Genomic DNA, 14,393 nt, shown 5'->3' with positions numbered 1-14,393 from the left:
CGCCACAGCACCCCCCGTCGCTCCGCTCGCCCCATCCGGAGGTCACCGATGACCCAGCACTCGACCAGCACCGCCAGCGGGAACCCGGACCGGCCGTACGACGCCGAGGACATCTCGTCGAAGGCCTTCTGGTCCGCGACCGGTGAGGAGCGGGAGGAGACGTTCGCGCGGCTGCGGGCCCGCGGGACGATCACCTGGCACCCGCCGATGGAGGACTCGCTGCTCGACGACCCGGACGACCACGGGTTCTGGGCGGTGACCACCTACGACGACCTGGTCGAGGTGACCCGGCGTCCGGACGACTTCCTCTCCGGGCCGGGCATCCTCATGGAGAGCGCGCCGCACGAGTTCGTCGAGGCCGCGCAGTCGATCATCGGCATGGACCCGCCGCGGCACACGAAGATGCGCCGCCTGGTGTCCGCCGCCTTCACCCCCAAGCAGATGCGGCGGATCAACGACCGGATCGAGGCGAACGCCCGCTCGGTCGTCGACCACCTCCTCGAGGTGGCCGAGGCCGGCGGCGGCACCGCCGAGTTCGTCGCCGAGTGCGCCGAGCTGCTCCCGATGCACAACATCAACGACATGATGGGCGTGCCGGAGGGGGACCGGCAGGAGGCCAACCGCGAGATGAAGGTCCTCGTCGGGTGGCAGGACCCCGAGCTCGTGGGGACCACGCAGGAGGAGCGCCTCGGACGGATGTTCCAGGCGATCGTCACCACCCACCAGCTGTGCACGCGGCTGGCGAACGAGCGTCGTGAGCAGCCGCAGGACGACCTGATCACGGCGCTGGTGGAGGCCGAGGTCGACGGGGAGAAGCTCACCGACGCCGACATCGCGGCCTTCTTCTGCCTGCTCACGATCGCCGGCACCGACACCACGCGGCAGTCGACGAGCCACGGGCTGCGCGCCCTCACCGACCACCCGGAGCAGCGGGCGTGGTTGCTCGAGGACCTCGAGGGCCGCATCCAGCCCGCCGTCGAGGAGATCGTGCGCTGGGCGACGCCGATCATGACCTTCCGGCGCACCGCGTCCCGCGACGTGGAGTTCCGGGGTGCGCAGATCACCGCGGGCGACAAGGTCGTCATGTTCTACAGCTCCGCGAACCGCGACGAGAGCCGGATCGAGCGGGCCCACGAGCTCGACCTCTCCCGCCACCCGAACCCGCACGTCAGCTTCGGCGGCGGTGGTATCCACCACTGCCTGGGCAACCAGCTCGCCCGCTTCCAGCTCCGCGCCCTGTTCACCGAACTGCTCACGCGGGCCCCGCACATCGCCGCGGGCGAGCCGGAGCTCATGCCGGGCAACTTCTTCCACGTGGTCAAGCGGATGCCGGCGCACGTCTGAGGTCCGAACCGTCCGGTCGCCCGTCGTCGAACGGTCTTCCGTGACCGACGACGGCGGGCGGCCCCTCGACGCCCGCGAGCAGGGCGAGTTCGAGGCGATCCTCACCGGGTACCGCCGCACCGCCCGCCGCCCCGGCGACGCCCCGGCGCCCGCCCAGGTGCTCGCCGTGCTCGCGGTCGCCCTGCTCGTCGCGGTCCTCACCGCGCTCCTGCCGGCGCCGTTCAACCTGTGGGTGCCCGTCGTCGTGCTGGGGGTCGTGGCCGCGGTCGCCCTCGTGCGCGCAGTGTCGGAGGACTCGACACGTTAGTGCTCGGGATCGTGGGGTAGCCCTTCCACCGAGGAACCTCTCCCGTCGTCCGGTGGCCACCGGCGTCGGCCCCCTGCATCCCACGCACCCGACGCGGAGACGAATCGTCTCCCCGCCATCCCTGGAGCGGCTGACCCGTGACCTCTGCGATCTTCTTCGGCTCGATCTCGACCGTCGTCGACACCTCGGAGCTGCAGCGCAAGGCCTTCAACCGGGCCTTCGCCGAGCACGACCTGGGCTGGGAGTGGAGCCGCGAGGACTACCTCGCGATGCTCGAGAGCAACGGCGGAGCGCAGCGGATCGCCGACTTCGCCGCCCAGCACGGCCAGTCGGTCGACGCCGAGGCCGTCCACGCGACCAAGTCGCGCATCTTCCAGGAGTCGCTCGCCACCGAGCAGACCGCCCCGCGGCCCGGCGTCCTCGACGTCGTGCGCGGGGCCAAGGAGTCCGGCCTGAAGCTGGGACTCGTCACGTCCACGAGCCGGGACAACGTCCGCGCGCTGCTCGACGCGCTCGAGCCCGACATCCGGACCGCGGACTTCGACGTCATCGAGGACACCTCCCGGGTGGAGAACGTCAAGCCCGACCCGGAGGCCTACCGGACGGCGCTGCGCGAGACCGGCCTCGAGCCGGGCGACGTCGTCGCCATCGAGGACAACGTCGGCGGGGTCGCCGCCGCCAAGGGCGCCGGGATCACCACCGTCGCCTTCCCGAACGCCAACACCGCGGGCCACGACTTCTCGGCCGCCGACACCCGCGTGGACACCCTGAACCTCGCCGAGCTGCGCGCGCTCGCGTAGTCCCACCCTCCCCCCGTCTTCCCGACCGGCCCGGCACACCGCCGGGCCGTGATCCGGCCTGCCCAATGGAGCCCGAGCCATGGTCGCCCCTCAGCCCACGTTGACCAGCACCGAGACCGCCTTCCACGTCGAGGCCTACGAGAAGATCGACTACTCGTTGGTCTACGTCGACGGCGTCTTCGATCCCGCCAACCCCCAGCTCGCCGACGCGTACCGTCCGTTCGGCCGCTCGCTGATGATCGTGGACCGGACCGTCCACGAGCTCTACGGCGAGCAGATGCAGGCCTACTTCGACCACCACGGCCTCGCGCTGACGACGTTCCCGATCATCATCCGCGAGCCCGACAAGACGCTGCGGACGGTCGAGAAGATCGTCGACGCGTTCGGCGACTTCGGCCTGAACCGCACCGAGCCGGTGCTGGTGGTCGGCGGCGGGCTGATGACCGACGTGACCGGCACGGCCTGTTCGCTGTTCCGACGCGCCACGCCCTACATCCGGATCCCCACCACGCTGATCGGGCTCATCGACGCCAGCGTGGCGATCAAGGTCGCGGTCAACCACGGCAAGAACAAGAACCGCCTGGGCTCGTTCCACGCGTCGCAGCAGGTCATCCTCGACTTCTCGTTCCTGAAGACCCTGCCGGTCGACCAGGTCCGCAACGGGATGGCCGAACTGGTCAAGATCTCGACGGTGGGCAACGCCGGCATCTTCGAGCTGCTCGAGAAGTACGGCGAGGACCTGCTCCACACCCGCTTCGGGCACCTCGACGGGACGCCGGAGCTGCGCGAGATCGCGCACCGTCTGACCTACGACGCGATCCGCACCATGCTCGAGCTCGAGGTGCCCAACCTCTGGGAGCTCGACCTCGACCGTGTCATCGCCTTCGGGCACACCTGGAGCCCGACGATCGAGCTCACCCCGGAGCCCCCGTACTTCCACGGGCACGCCATCTCGATCGACATGGCCCTCTCCACCACGCTCGCCGAGCGCCGGGGCTACATCTCGGTCAGCGAGCGCGACCGCATCTTCTGGCTGATGAGCCGCATCGGGCTCACCCTCACCAGTCCGCACCTGACGCCGGAGTTGCTGGCCAAGGCCACCGACTCGATCACCCAGACCCGCAACGGCCAGCTGCGCGCGGCGGTCCCGCGGCCGATCGGCACCTGCTTCTTCATCAACGACCTCACCCCGGAGGAGCTCTCCGAGACGGTCGACACGCACAACGAGGTCGTCCGCTCGTACCCCCGCCAGGGCGAGGGCGAGGACATGTTCGTGGTGCCGGAGCAGGCGTGAGGACCGCTCCGGGCGCCGCGCGCCCGGTCACGCCGGCCTCGATCCTGGCCGCCCGCCTCGAGGATCTCCTCGGGCGGGCGGCGGGGACGCCGCTGGAGGACGACCTCCGGGCGGCGCGCGACCTCGCCGTCGGGCTCGACCCCTACGTCGAGTCCATGACGTCGGCCGAGTCGGCTGACCTCGCGGCCCTCGCCCGGGCGACCGCCGCGTACGACTGGCGCGACGCCGCCGGCTCCCTCGAGCAGGAAATGCTCTCCGGGCACGTCGAAGGACGCTTCCTCGCGATGCTCGCGCACGCCATGCGCGCGCGGCGGGTGCTGGAGGTCGGGATGTTCACCGGTTACTCGGCGCTCGCCCTCGCCGAGGCCCTTCCCGACGACGGGTCGGTGGTCGCCCTCGAGATCGACCCGGAGGTCGCCGCGTTCGCCCGTGAACAGTTCGCCGGCTCCACGGCGGGCCGCCGCATCGACGTCCGCGTCGGCCCGGCCGGCGAGACCCTGTCCGCGCTGGCCGGGGAGGCGTTCGACCTGGTCTTCATCGACGCCGACAAGGCCGGCTACGCCGACTACCTCGAGACGATCCTGACGACGGGGCTGCTCGCCCCGGGCGGGCTGGTGTGCGTGGACAACACCCTCATGCAGGGCCAGCCCTGGGCGGGGCCGGACACGGAGAACGGGCGCGCGATCGCGGCGTTCAACGCGGACGTCGCGGCGGACCCTCGCCTCGAGCAGGTGGTCGTCCCGCTGCGGGACGGCATCACGCTGATCCGGGTGCTGCCGTGAACCGCGTCCTGCGCACCGTCGGGATGCAGGCGCTGCTCGCGGCCGCCCTGCCCGCCAACCTCGCGGTGACGGCGGGGGCGCTGCTGTACTCGTCCGTCGTCGGGACACCCGCACGGGAGCGGCCGGACCGGCCGCGCACCGTGCTGATCAGCGGCGGGAAGATGACGAAGGCGCTCGCGCTGGCGCGGGCGTTCCACGCCGCGGGGCACCGGGTGGTGCTCGTCGAGGCGGCGAAGTACCGCCTCACCGGGCACCGCTTCTCGGCGGCCGTCGACGCGTTCCACGTCGTGCCGCCGCCGGACGACCCGGGCTACGCGCAGGCCCTCGTCGACGTGGTGCGGGCCGAGGGCGTCGACGTGTACGTCCCGGTGTGCAGCCCCGCGTCGAGCTGGTACGACGCGCAGGCCCGGCCGCTGCTCGAGCAGTACTGCGAGGTCGTGCACGGCGACGTCGAGGACATCGGCACCGTGGACGACAAGGCCGCCTTCGCCGCGGCGGCCTCCGACGTGGGGCTGCCGGTGCCGGACACGCACCGGGTCACCTCGGCCGACGAGGTCGCGGCGTTCGACTTCCCGCCGGGATCGACCTACGTGCTCAAGTCGATCCCCTACGACTCGGTCAACCGGCTCGACCTCACGCCGCTGCCGCGCGCGAGCGTCGAGGAGACCCGCGCGTTCGCGGCCTCGAAGCCGATCGCGCCGGACCGGCCGTGGATCCTGCAGGAGTTCGTCGCGGGCACGGAGTACTGCACGCACGGGACCGCACGCGACGGCGTGCTCACCGTCTACTGCTGCTGCGAGTCCTCGGCGTTCCAGCTCAACTACGACCACGTCGAGCGCCCGGAGATCGAGGCGTGGGTGACGCGGTTCGTCGCGGAGCGGAAGCTCACCGGGCAGTACTCGTTCGACTTCATCGTGGGTGCCGACGGCGGTGTGCGGGCGATCGAGTGCAACCCGCGGACCCACTCCGCGATCACGATGTTCTACGACCAGGAGCCCGCCCTGGCGAGGGCCTACCTCGAGGACGGGGGCCCGACGCTGCGGCCGACGACCGAGAGCCGGCCCACCTACTGGCTCTACCAGGAGCTGTGGCGGCTGTTGTCGAACCCGTCGTCGGTGGCCGAGCGGGTGCGGACGCTGTGGGAGGGCACCGACGCGATCTTCTCGGTGCACGACCCGCTGCCGTTCCTGCTGGTCCACCACCTGCAGATCCCGTCGTTGCTCCTGGAGAACCTGCTGGGCGGCCGGGACTGGGTGAAGATCGACGTCAACATCGGGAAGCTCGTGGAGCCCGGCGGTGACTAGGGCCCTGCACCTGGTCGGCTCGCCGACCGACGAGTTCTTCGCCGACCTGTCCCGGCTCTACGCCCGCGGCGCGCTCTCCGCGGTGGGCGGGCCCGACGACGCCGTCGCCCACGTCTCGCCCGACGGCCGGTGGCGGTTCCCGCGGGACCTGTCACCGGCGGCCCTCGACGCCGCCCCGCCGGTGGACCTGGCGGGCGCCGTGGGGCACCTGACCGCACTCGCCCCCGACGTCATGATCCCGCAGATGTTCTGTCCGGCCGGGATGACCGCCTACCGGGCCCTCTTCGACGTGCTCGGTGTGCCGTACGTGGGCAACGCCCCGGAGGTCATGGCGGCGTCGATGGTGAAGCCGCGGGCGAACGCGCTGGTCGCGGCGGCCGGCGTGGACGTCCCGGCGTCCGAGGTCCTGGCGCCGGGGGAGACCCCGACGCTCGCGCCACCCGTCGTCGTGAAGCCCGCGGACGCCGACAACTCGGTGGGCACGACCCTCGTCCGGGCCGCCGGGCAGTACCCCGACGCGCTGACGGCGGCGTTCGAGCACTCGGCGTCGGCGCTGGTGCAGACGTTCGTCCCGGCCGGGCGCGAAGTGCGCTGCGGGGTGCTCGACCGCGGCCACGGGCTGGAGTGCCTGCCGCTCGAGGAGTACCCGGTGGGCGATCTCGCGCCGATCCGTGGCGAGGCCGACAAGCTCGCGCGCTCCGACTCGGGGGAGCTCGGGCTGGTGGCCAAGGGGGAGGGCCGGGCGTGGATCGTCGACGTGTCCGACCCGGCGACCGAGGCCGTGTGGGAGGCGTCGCGGCGCTGCTACGCGGCCCTGGGGTGCCGGGACTACGGGCTGTTCGACTTCCGGATCGACCCCGACGGGCGGCCCTGGTTCCTCGAGGCGGGGCCGTACTGCTCGTTCAGCCCGTCGAGCGTCGTGGCGACGATGGCCGGGGCGGCCGGGATTCCGCTGTCGACGTTGTTCTCCGACCTGGTGGCGCGCGCGGTCGCCCGGCGGTGAGACTGCGGGCGTGATCCGTCCGCTCGTGCTGGGCATCGTGCGGCGCGGTGACGACCTGCTGGTGCTCGAGGGCCACGACGCCGTCCGGGGCCACACCTTCTACCGGCCGCTCGGTGGGGGCATCGAGTTCGGGGAGCTCTCCGAGCAGGCGCTGCACCGGGAGTTCCGCGAGGAGCTCGACGTGGCGTTGACGGACGTCGCGCGCGTCGGCGTGCTGGAGAACGTGTTCGAGTTCGAGGGGCGTCCGGGCCACGAGATCGTGGTGCTCTACACGGCGTCGATCGCCGACCCCGCCTTCTACGACCGCCCCGATCCGGGTCCGATCCTCGACGAGGGCACGCCGGTGCGGTGGCTCCCGCTCCGCGACGTGGTGGCCGGCCGCGCCGTCCTGTACCCGGAGGGGCTCCTGGAGCTCCTGTCGTCCGGTCAGTAGGGCGGGTCGTCGTCCTCGCTGGGTGTCGGCGTCGCTCGGCGGACGGCGCGGGTGGCGCGGAGGTAGTCGAGGGTGCCGCCGGCGGTCCTCGATACGTGGTCGGGTCGGTCGTGGGGGTGTTCGGCCGGGGCAGGGTCGGGTAGGGGGCGCACGATGCGGCTCTCGGTGTGGTGGACGGTGCCGGTGGGGTCGGTGATGGTGAACCGGCCGGGGGCGGGTTGGTCGTGGGTCCAGCCGCGGGCGTGTTTGGCGCGGTGGTCGGCTTTGCAGAGGTTGGCCAGGCCGTCGGCGCGGGTGCGGCCGCCGTCCTGCCAGTCGCGGGTGTGGTCGTGTTCGCAGCGGCGGGCGAGGGTGCGGCAGCCGGGGGCGACGCAGACGGGGTCGCGGGCGTCGATCCAGCGGGCGAGGGCGGCGCCGGGGAGGCGTCGGTCGCTGTCGCGGCCGGTGGTGGCGGGGTGTTCGTCGGGTGGGGCGTCGCGGGATCGGTGGTAGGCGGCGAGCAGCGCGGCCAGCCACGGGTCGCGTGGCGGGTCGAGGGTGTCGAGCAGTGCCGCATGGGCGGTGATCTGCACGGTGCGTCGGCGGTGTCGGGGGTCGCGGTCGGCGTGGGGTGGGGCGCGTAGGGAGAGCACGTGGGTGAGGTGGCCGTGGTCGTCGTGGACGAGGATCTGCCAGGTGGCGGCGCCGAGGTCGTGGGCGCGGCGGCGGGCGATCTCGGGCAGGGTGCCGGCGAGGGCGGGTAGTTCGGCGGGGTGGTCGTCGTGGCCGAGCAGGGTGGACAGCCGCATCCGCAGCGCCACCTCGGCGGGGTAGGGCTCGACCACCGCTTCGCGCGGCGGCCCACCGCGGGCGGAACTGCCGGACGCGGGCTCGTTGTCGGGCGGAGTGTCCGGGGCCGGCTCCTCGGCCGACGGGCCGTCCCCGTCGTCAGGGTCGCTGTCGTGCGGAGTGTGCGGGCCGTCGTCGGGCGGGCCGTCGTTGGAGGGACCGTCGTCGGGGTTGCTGTCGTCCGGGGATTTGTCGTCGGGGCGCTGCGGTCCGCCGTCCGGGCTGCGCTCGGGTCCGTGACCGTCGCGTCCCCGATCGTCGGGTCCCTGGTCATCGGGTCCCTGGTCATCGGGTCCCTGGTCGTCGGGGTCCGCCCCGCCGTCGTCGGGCGCACCGCCGCCGTCGAGTTCGGTGACGATGGCGTCCTGCACGCCCGGGTCGTCGAGTCCGGCGAGGGTGCCGTCGAGCAGCCGGGTGAAGATGCGGGCGGAGATGAACCCGATCCCGAGGTCGACCCCGAGCAACGCCAGCCGCGCCTGCACCGGCCCGGCCAGCGCGTCGAGGTGGGCCTTCGCGTCCTGGGCCAGGTCGGGGGGCAGGTCGTAGCCACACAGGTCGACCGCCCCGGACGGTGAGGGGCGGGTCGCCACCCGCGCCCGGGCGACCGCCGCCGCGAGCCGTGCCGCCGCCCACGCCGGGTCCAGGGCGCGGGCGACCTCGAGGATCCGTTCCCGCAGCGCCTGGTAGGCCAGCCCCGGCGCCTCGGGCAGCACGATCCGGATCACCTCGGCGATCTGGTGGTCGGCGAGGCCCTCGGTGGCCGCCTCGAAGATCTCGGCCTTGCGCTGCTCCAGCTCACCGCTGGACATCGCCGCGCCCAGGGCGGGGTGGGCGTCGAGCACGAACAGCGCCAGCCCGTAGCGGGCCGAGGCGGTGATCGCCGACCAGCCCAGATTGGCCGCGACGACCCGCGGCGCGAACCCGTCGTCGAGCACCCGACGACACGTCCCGGCGCGGGAGCGGCAGGTCTGGCGGACCGCGTCGAGGAACACCGCGTCGTCGTGGTTGCGCTGCCGGAAACTCGCCCGCAGCCACGCCGCGACCTGCTCGCCGGGCAGGTCGGCCACCGTCACCGCCGCCAGCGCCTCAGCGAGCGCCGGCCCGGCGGGGACCCCGGCGAACGGGTCCCCGCCCGGGGTCTCGGTGAGCAGGACGGCGGCCATGGTTCGAATACTAGTTCGAGGGTCCGACAATCACGGCCGGATCAGCGGGCCTCCGGGTCCTGTCCCTGTGCGGCCCGGCCACCGTCCACGGGCAGCACGGCGCCGGAGACGAACGCTGCCACATCGGACAGCAGGAACGCCACCACGTCGGCGACTTCTGCGCTCCGCCCGATCCGACCGAGCGGGTGCAGGGCCGCGATCTGACGGTCGAAGTCGGCGGGATCCGACAGCCCGGCCCGATGAGCTTCCGAGCGCTCCGTCTCGATCGACCCGAGGGCGACCGCATTGACTCGGATGCCGTCGGGGCCGTGATCGACCGCGGCGGCACGGACGAGGCCCTCGACCGCGGCTTTCGCCGTCGCGTACGGCAGCGCACCGCGGACGGCCCGCTGCGCCTGATGGCTCGAGACGGTGACGATCGAGCCGGCCCGACCCGTCGTCAGGAAGTGGCGGACGGCGACCGATGTGCCGACGACGGCGGGTGCCAGATTGGCGACGACGAGGTCGAGCACCGCGGGCGAACCGTCGGTGAGGTCCGCATCGCGGAAGATCGCGGCGTTGTTGACCCAGCCCACCGGGGGGGACACGCGCTCGGCGATGCCGGCGGCCTCCTGCATCGCCTCCTCGTCGGAGGCGTCCGCGACCACGCCGACCACTCCGTCGACCTCCGCGAGCGCGTCCGCGTCGAGGTCGACCGCGATCACCGTGTGGTCGACGAGAAGCCGTTCGGCGATCGCCCGACCGACGCCGCGCCCGGCTCCGGTGACGACGACGGAGGCCATGGGTCGAGACTGTCAGACCCCACCGGCATGGTGGGCCCATGGTGGACCACCCGATCCTGCGCCAGACCGTGCTCGATGCCGTGGACGCTCGCGGCATCGCCGAGTTCTACCGGGAGCTGCTCGGGCTGCGGTACCGGATCGGCGACGAACCCCCGACCGACGGCGGACCGGACCGGCAGGCGCAGGAGTGGCTCGCGCTGCGCGACGAACGCGGGATGCCGGTGCTCGCCGTCCAGCCCGTGGCGGAGCTCCCGCCCGTCGACTGGCCCAGCGGGCACCAGCGGGTGCACCTCGACCTGACCGTCCCGACGATGGAGGACCTGGAGCGGCAGCACCGGCGCGCCCTCGGCCTCGGCTCGACCCTGCTGCTCGACCGCTCCGACGACGAGGACGAGCCGCTGTACGTCTACGCCGATCCGGCCGGGCACCCCTTCTGCATCTTCGTGGCGCCCGGGACGCCGGACGACGGCCACTGATCGGCGACTCCCCGGAGGAACGAACGGCACTCTCTGACAGCGAGAAGCGGCGAGAGCCGCTCGTTCAAGACCGGGGGAGGGTCAGCCCGTCGCCCGCTCCGCGGCGGCGAGCCACTCGCGCCACGTGGACGCCTGTTGCTCGGCCTCCTTGGCCCGGCGCTCGTCCCCGGCGGCCCGGGCCTTCGCGGCCTGCGCCTCGTAGGCCTCGACGCGCTCCCGGAACTGCCCGACGCGGGCCTCCTTCTCCGGGTCGGTGCGCGACCAGCGCTTGTCGACGGCCGCGCGGACGCGGTCCTCGACCTCCTTGAGCCGGTTCTGGAACTCCCGCACCCGCTCGCGCGGGACCTTGCCGATCTGGTCCCACCGCTCCTGCACGGAGCGCAGCGCGGCGCGGGCCGCGTCGGTGTCGGACAGGTCGATGGCGGCGGCCTCCTTGAGGAGGGCGTCCTTGGCCGTGGCGTTCTGCGTGAACTCGGCGTCGCGGGCGTCGAACGTGGCCGAGCGGCGGGAGAAGAACGCGTCCTGCGCCCCGCGGAAGCGGGCCCAGAGCGCGTCGTCGGCGTCCTTCGACGTCCGCCCGGCCGCCTTCCACTCGGTCATCAGTTCCTTGTAGCGCCCGGCGGTCGCGCCCCAGTCCTCCGAGGACTGCAGCGACTCCGCCTCGACGACGAGCTCCTCCTTGCGCGCCTTCGCAGAGGCCCGCTCGCGGTCGAGCTCGGCGAAGTGCGCCCCACGACGGCGGGTGAAGGTCTCGCGGGCCTTCGCGAAGCGCTTCCAGAGCGCGTCGTCGGTCTTGCGGTCGATCCCGCGGATCGTCTTCCACTCCTCGAGCATCGCCGAGAAGCGGTCGCCCGCGTGCTTCCAGCGCGTCGTCTCCTCGGCGAGCGTCTCCGCCTCGCCGATCAGCGCCTCCTTGCGCGCGACGGACTGGTCGCGCGCGCCGGCCTTGGCCGTCTTCTCGGCCTTCCCGGCCTGCTCGGCGGCCGTGATGACGGCGTCGAGACGCACGACGAGGCCGGGCAGGTCCCCGACGACGGACGCGACGTCGAGCCGCTCGCGCAGGACGGTGGCGCTGCGGAGCACGTTCGCCGCGTCGCCGCGTCCGGTCTGCAGGCGGCGGACGAGGAGGTCGGCCTCGGTCCGGAGGTCGTCGAAGCGGCGGGCGAAGTGGGCCAGCCCCTCGGTGGCATCCCCGGCCTGCCACGACCCGACGGCGCGCTCGCCCTCGGGCGCGACGGTGTAGACGGTGCCGTCGGGGTCGACGCGGCCCCACTGGGTGGGGTCGTCGGTCGCGGCGGGCACGGTGGGCAGCTCGGCGGACTCCGACGCCGGGCTCGCCGGGACGGGTCGCTCGGAGCCGTCGGTGCTGCCGTCGGCCTGGTCGTGGACCGCGGCCACGCCGGGGGGGACGGAGGGCACCTCGGGCGCGCCGGGCGGCGGACCGGGGGCGGGCACGGGAGGCGCGGCGCGGTCCACGGCCCCGGAGGCGTCGTCGGCGGCGGCGTCCTCGGAGGTCGCGTCGTCCGGGGCCACCGCAGCGGGGGACACCGTGACGAGGGCGTCGCCGGAGGTCGCGGGCACGGGCTCGTCGGAGGTCAGGCCGGGGCCCGCCACGTCCGGCGCCGCCTCGGAGGACGAGGGCTCGGGGTCGTCCACGGCCACCGCGGCGGGGGAGATCTGCACCTGCTCGTCCGGCTCGGGCGCGTCCACCTGCCCGTCGCCCCCGTCGCTCACCGACTCCTGCCCCGCCACGTCGTCCGTCACGTTCTCCGTCACGTCACCCGTCACGTTCTCCGTCACGTCGTCCGTCGCCCCGCTCGCACCCGGGACCGCGCCGGCCACCCCCGTGACCTGCTCGTCGGCCATGCGCCGCACACCTCCCGCTGGATCGTCGGGGCATTCAAACAGCAATCCCGGCGGTGCCGCACCCCCGACCAGCGACGACTCGATGTCGCGGCACCCCACCCGCCCCACGCGTCCTCCGGCGCCCCACGGGACCATGGCCTCGATGACCAGGCCGATCGCGCTCGTCGGGCCCACCGCCACGGGGAAGTCCGACCTCGCCCTGGCGTTGGCCGAACGTCTCGACGGCGAGATCGTCAACACCGACGCCATGCAGCTCTACCGCGGGATGGACATCGGCACCGCGAAGCTCCCCGTCGCCCAACGCCGCGGCGTGCCGCACCACCTGCTCGACGTCCTCGAGGTCACCGAGACCGCGTCGGTCGCGGCCTACCAGCGCGCGGCGCGGGCGGCGGTCGACGCGACCCGTCGTCGGGACCGCACCCCGATCGCGGTGGGCGGATCGGGCCTCTACGTGCAGGCGCTCCTGGACGACCTCGCCTTCCCGGGCACCGATCCCGCGGTGCGGGCCCGGCTCGAGGCGGAGCTCGCGGAGGTCGGGCCGGGCGTGCTGCACGGTCGGCTCGCGGGCGTCGACGCCGACGCGGCTGCGACCATCCTGCCCAGCAACGGCCGCCGGATCGTGCGGGCGCTGGAGGTCGTCGAGCTCACCGGGCGCCCCTTCGCCGCGAGCCTGCCGAGGCCCGGACGCCCCCGCCACGACACGCTGCTCGTCGGCCTCGACCGCGACACCGCCGAGCTCGACGCGCGGATCGCGACGCGGGTCGACGTGATGTTCGACGCCGGGCTCGTCGCCGAGGTCCGGGCGCTCGAGGCCCGCGGGTTGCGCGCGGGGGAGACCGCGTCCCGCGCGGTCGGCTACCGGGAGCTCCTCGAGGTCCTGCCCCTTCCCGACGACGGGGCGGCGCAGCTCGCCGAGGCCCGCCGCCGGATCGTCGTCGCCACGCGTCGGCTGGTGCGCCGCCAGCGCTCGTGGTTCCGGCGCGACGACCGGGTGCGGTGGTTCGACGCGGCGTCGCCCACGCTCGTCGACGAGGTGCTCACCGCACTGCGCGACGGTTCGTAGGCTGGGGCGCATGGAGTACGTCCTCGGCCACGGCACGGAGAACGACTTCGTGCTGCTGCCCGACCCCGACGCCCGTCTCGACCTCGGCCCCGCGGCCGTCCGCGCCCTGTGCCACCGCCGACGCGGCCTCGGGGCCGACGGGGTGCTGCGGGTGGCGCCGTCCGAGGACCCGGGCGCGACGTGGTTCATGGACTACCGCAACGCCGACGGCTCGATCGCCGAGATGTGCGGCAACGGGGTCCGGGTGTTCGCCCGCTACCTGGTGGAGGCCGGGCTCGAGTCCGGGCGCGAGTTCGACGTCGCCACCCGGGCCGGGCTGCGGCACGTGACCGTCGGCGAGGGGGAGGTCACCGTCGACATGGGCCCGGCCCGGATCGGGGCGGAGTCGACCGCGATCGTGCCGTCCACGGCGGGCCCGGTCGGGTCGGTGACGTCGTTCCCGGGCATCGCCGTCGACGTCGGCAACCCGCACCTCGCCTGCGTCACCGGCGCCGACGTCGACGCGCTCGACCTCACCGTCGCCCCGGGGTACGACCCGGCCCTCTTCCCGCACGGGGTCAACGTCGAGTTCCTGTCCCCGCTGACCGACGGCCTGGCGACGCGCCTGCGGGTCCACGAGCGCGGTTCGGGCGAGACCCGGTCCTGCGGCACGGGGACGGTGGCCGGCGCCGTGGCCGGGCTGCGCGCCGCAGGGCGGGACACCGGGACGGTCACGGTCACGACGCCGGGTGGGGTCCTGCAGGTGGGCGTCGAGGCCGGCACGACCACGCTGACCGGCCCGGCCGTCCTCATCGCCCGCGGCGAGGTCGAGCTCGGCGGCTCCGACACCGAGCCGTACGCGTTCACCCGGGTGGCGCAGGTGGCGCGCGCGTAGCAGCCGTCGATAAGACGTGGTGAGGCGCCCGGCGTCGTGGGACAGTGGAGACAAGATGACTGAACCTGCACACG

Annotated in this window: 14 protein-coding genes; 11 read left to right on the top strand and 3 right to left on the bottom strand. The window is 73.6% G+C overall.

The window, feature by feature from the left end:
- Positions 1 to 48: 48 nt before the first annotated feature.
- From BJ983_RS12145 to BJ983_RS12110, 8 genes are all read left to right on the top strand, one after another.
- Positions 49 to 1,344 (top strand): cytochrome P450, encoded by a 1,296-nt coding sequence (locus BJ983_RS12145; RefSeq protein WP_179794017.1) that lies wholly within the window; start codon positions 49 to 51, stop codon positions 1,342 to 1,344.
- Between the two features lie 40 nt (positions 1,345 to 1,384).
- A complete protein-coding gene (locus BJ983_RS12140; protein ID WP_179794016.1) occupies positions 1,385 to 1,651 on the top strand; it encodes a hypothetical protein in 267 nt (88 codons plus the stop codon).
- A gap of 137 nt (positions 1,652 to 1,788) precedes the next feature.
- Positions 1,789 to 2,451 (top strand): HAD-IA family hydrolase, encoded by a 663-nt coding sequence (locus tag BJ983_RS12135; RefSeq protein WP_179794015.1) that lies wholly within the window; start codon positions 1,789 to 1,791, stop codon positions 2,449 to 2,451.
- Between the two features lie 79 nt (positions 2,452 to 2,530).
- The gene (locus BJ983_RS12130; RefSeq protein ID WP_179794014.1) at positions 2,531 to 3,745 is read left to right on the top strand and encodes a sedoheptulose 7-phosphate cyclase; all 1,215 of its coding nucleotides are present in this window, start codon (positions 2,531 to 2,533) and stop codon (positions 3,743 to 3,745) included.
- The gene (locus BJ983_RS12125; RefSeq protein WP_179794013.1) at positions 3,742 to 4,527 is read left to right on the top strand and encodes a class I SAM-dependent methyltransferase; all 786 of its coding nucleotides are present in this window, start codon (positions 3,742 to 3,744) and stop codon (positions 4,525 to 4,527) included. Before BJ983_RS12130 ends, BJ983_RS12125 begins: the two co-directional genes overlap by 4 nt.
- Positions 4,524 to 5,831 carry an ATP-grasp domain-containing protein gene (locus BJ983_RS12120; protein WP_179794012.1) on the top strand — a complete coding sequence of 436 codons (1,308 nt, stop codon included), beginning with the start codon at positions 4,524 to 4,526 and terminating at the stop codon, positions 5,829 to 5,831. Before BJ983_RS12125 ends, BJ983_RS12120 begins: the two co-directional genes overlap by 4 nt.
- Entirely contained in the window at positions 5,824 to 6,834 is a 1,011-nt protein-coding gene (locus BJ983_RS12115; RefSeq protein ID WP_179794011.1) for a D-alanine--D-alanine ligase family protein, read from the top strand. Before BJ983_RS12120 ends, BJ983_RS12115 begins: the two co-directional genes overlap by 8 nt.
- Before the next feature lie 10 nt (positions 6,835 to 6,844).
- Positions 6,845 to 7,267, top strand: coding sequence for an NUDIX domain-containing protein (locus BJ983_RS12110; protein WP_179794010.1), 423 nt, complete (start codon positions 6,845 to 6,847; stop codon positions 7,265 to 7,267).
- On the opposite strand, the gene BJ983_RS12105 is transcribed toward BJ983_RS12110, so the two are convergent.
- Together BJ983_RS12105 and BJ983_RS12100 are read right to left on the bottom strand one after the other, a co-directional pair.
- The gene (locus BJ983_RS12105; protein ID WP_179794009.1) at positions 7,261 to 9,258 is read right to left on the bottom strand and encodes an HNH endonuclease signature motif containing protein; all 1,998 of its coding nucleotides are present in this window, start codon (positions 9,256 to 9,258) and stop codon (positions 7,261 to 7,263) included. The two genes, BJ983_RS12110 and BJ983_RS12105, sit on opposite strands and share 7 nt — an antisense overlap.
- Before the next feature lie 41 nt (positions 9,259 to 9,299).
- Positions 9,300 to 10,040 (bottom strand): SDR family NAD(P)-dependent oxidoreductase, encoded by a 741-nt coding sequence (locus BJ983_RS12100; protein WP_179794008.1) that lies wholly within the window; start codon positions 10,038 to 10,040, stop codon positions 9,300 to 9,302.
- A 38-nt stretch (positions 10,041 to 10,078) separates the two neighbouring features.
- Here BJ983_RS12100 and BJ983_RS12095 point away from each other — a divergent pair, with 38 nt between their 5' ends.
- Positions 10,079 to 10,516 (top strand): VOC family protein, encoded by a 438-nt coding sequence (locus BJ983_RS12095; RefSeq protein WP_179794007.1) that lies wholly within the window; start codon positions 10,079 to 10,081, stop codon positions 10,514 to 10,516.
- 81 nt (positions 10,517 to 10,597) lie between these two features.
- Here BJ983_RS12095 and BJ983_RS12090 read toward each other — a convergent pair whose 3' ends face one another.
- Entirely contained in the window at positions 10,598 to 12,382 is a 1,785-nt protein-coding gene (locus BJ983_RS12090; RefSeq protein ID WP_218890241.1) for a DUF349 domain-containing protein, read from the bottom strand.
- A 142-nt stretch (positions 12,383 to 12,524) separates the two neighbouring features.
- Here BJ983_RS12090 and miaA point away from each other — a divergent pair, with 142 nt between their 5' ends.
- Both miaA and dapF read left to right on the top strand, forming a co-directional pair.
- Positions 12,525 to 13,445 (top strand): tRNA (adenosine(37)-N6)-dimethylallyltransferase MiaA, encoded by a 921-nt coding sequence (gene miaA / locus BJ983_RS12085; protein WP_179794006.1) that lies wholly within the window; start codon positions 12,525 to 12,527, stop codon positions 13,443 to 13,445.
- A gap of 10 nt (positions 13,446 to 13,455) precedes the next feature.
- Positions 13,456 to 14,319, top strand: coding sequence for a diaminopimelate epimerase (gene dapF / locus BJ983_RS12080; protein ID WP_179794005.1), 864 nt, complete (start codon positions 13,456 to 13,458; stop codon positions 14,317 to 14,319).
- The last annotated feature ends 74 nt before the right edge of the window (positions 14,320 to 14,393 follow it).

The organism is Actinomycetospora corticicola, assembly GCF_013409505.1.
Classification (GTDB): Bacteria; Actinomycetota; Actinomycetes; order Mycobacteriales; family Pseudonocardiaceae; genus Actinomycetospora; species Actinomycetospora corticicola.
The sequence above is the reverse complement of the archived record's forward strand: the minus strand, read 5'-3'. Positions and strand labels throughout refer to the sequence as shown.

Coding starts and splice junctions, on each gene's coding strand:
- BJ983_RS12145 (WP_179794017.1), top strand. CDS start 49: ATGACCCAGCACTCGACCAGCACCGCCAGCGGGAACCCGGACCGGCCG.
- BJ983_RS12130 (WP_179794014.1), top strand. CDS start 2,531: ATGGTCGCCCCTCAGCCCACGTTGACCAGCACCGAGACCGCCTTCCAC.
- BJ983_RS12105 (WP_179794009.1), bottom strand. CDS start 9,258: ATGGCCGCCGTCCTGCTCACCGAGACCCCGGGCGGGGACCCGTTCGCC.
- BJ983_RS12100 (WP_179794008.1), bottom strand. CDS start 10,040: ATGGCCTCCGTCGTCGTCACCGGAGCCGGGCGCGGCGTCGGTCGGGCG.
- BJ983_RS12095 (WP_179794007.1), top strand. CDS start 10,079: ATGGTGGACCACCCGATCCTGCGCCAGACCGTGCTCGATGCCGTGGAC.
- BJ983_RS12090 (WP_218890241.1), bottom strand. CDS start 12,382: ATGGCCGACGAGCAGGTCACGGGGGTGGCCGGCGCGGTCCCGGGTGCG.
- miaA (WP_179794006.1), top strand. CDS start 12,525: ATGACCAGGCCGATCGCGCTCGTCGGGCCCACCGCCACGGGGAAGTCC.
- dapF (WP_179794005.1), top strand. CDS start 13,456: ATGGAGTACGTCCTCGGCCACGGCACGGAGAACGACTTCGTGCTGCTG.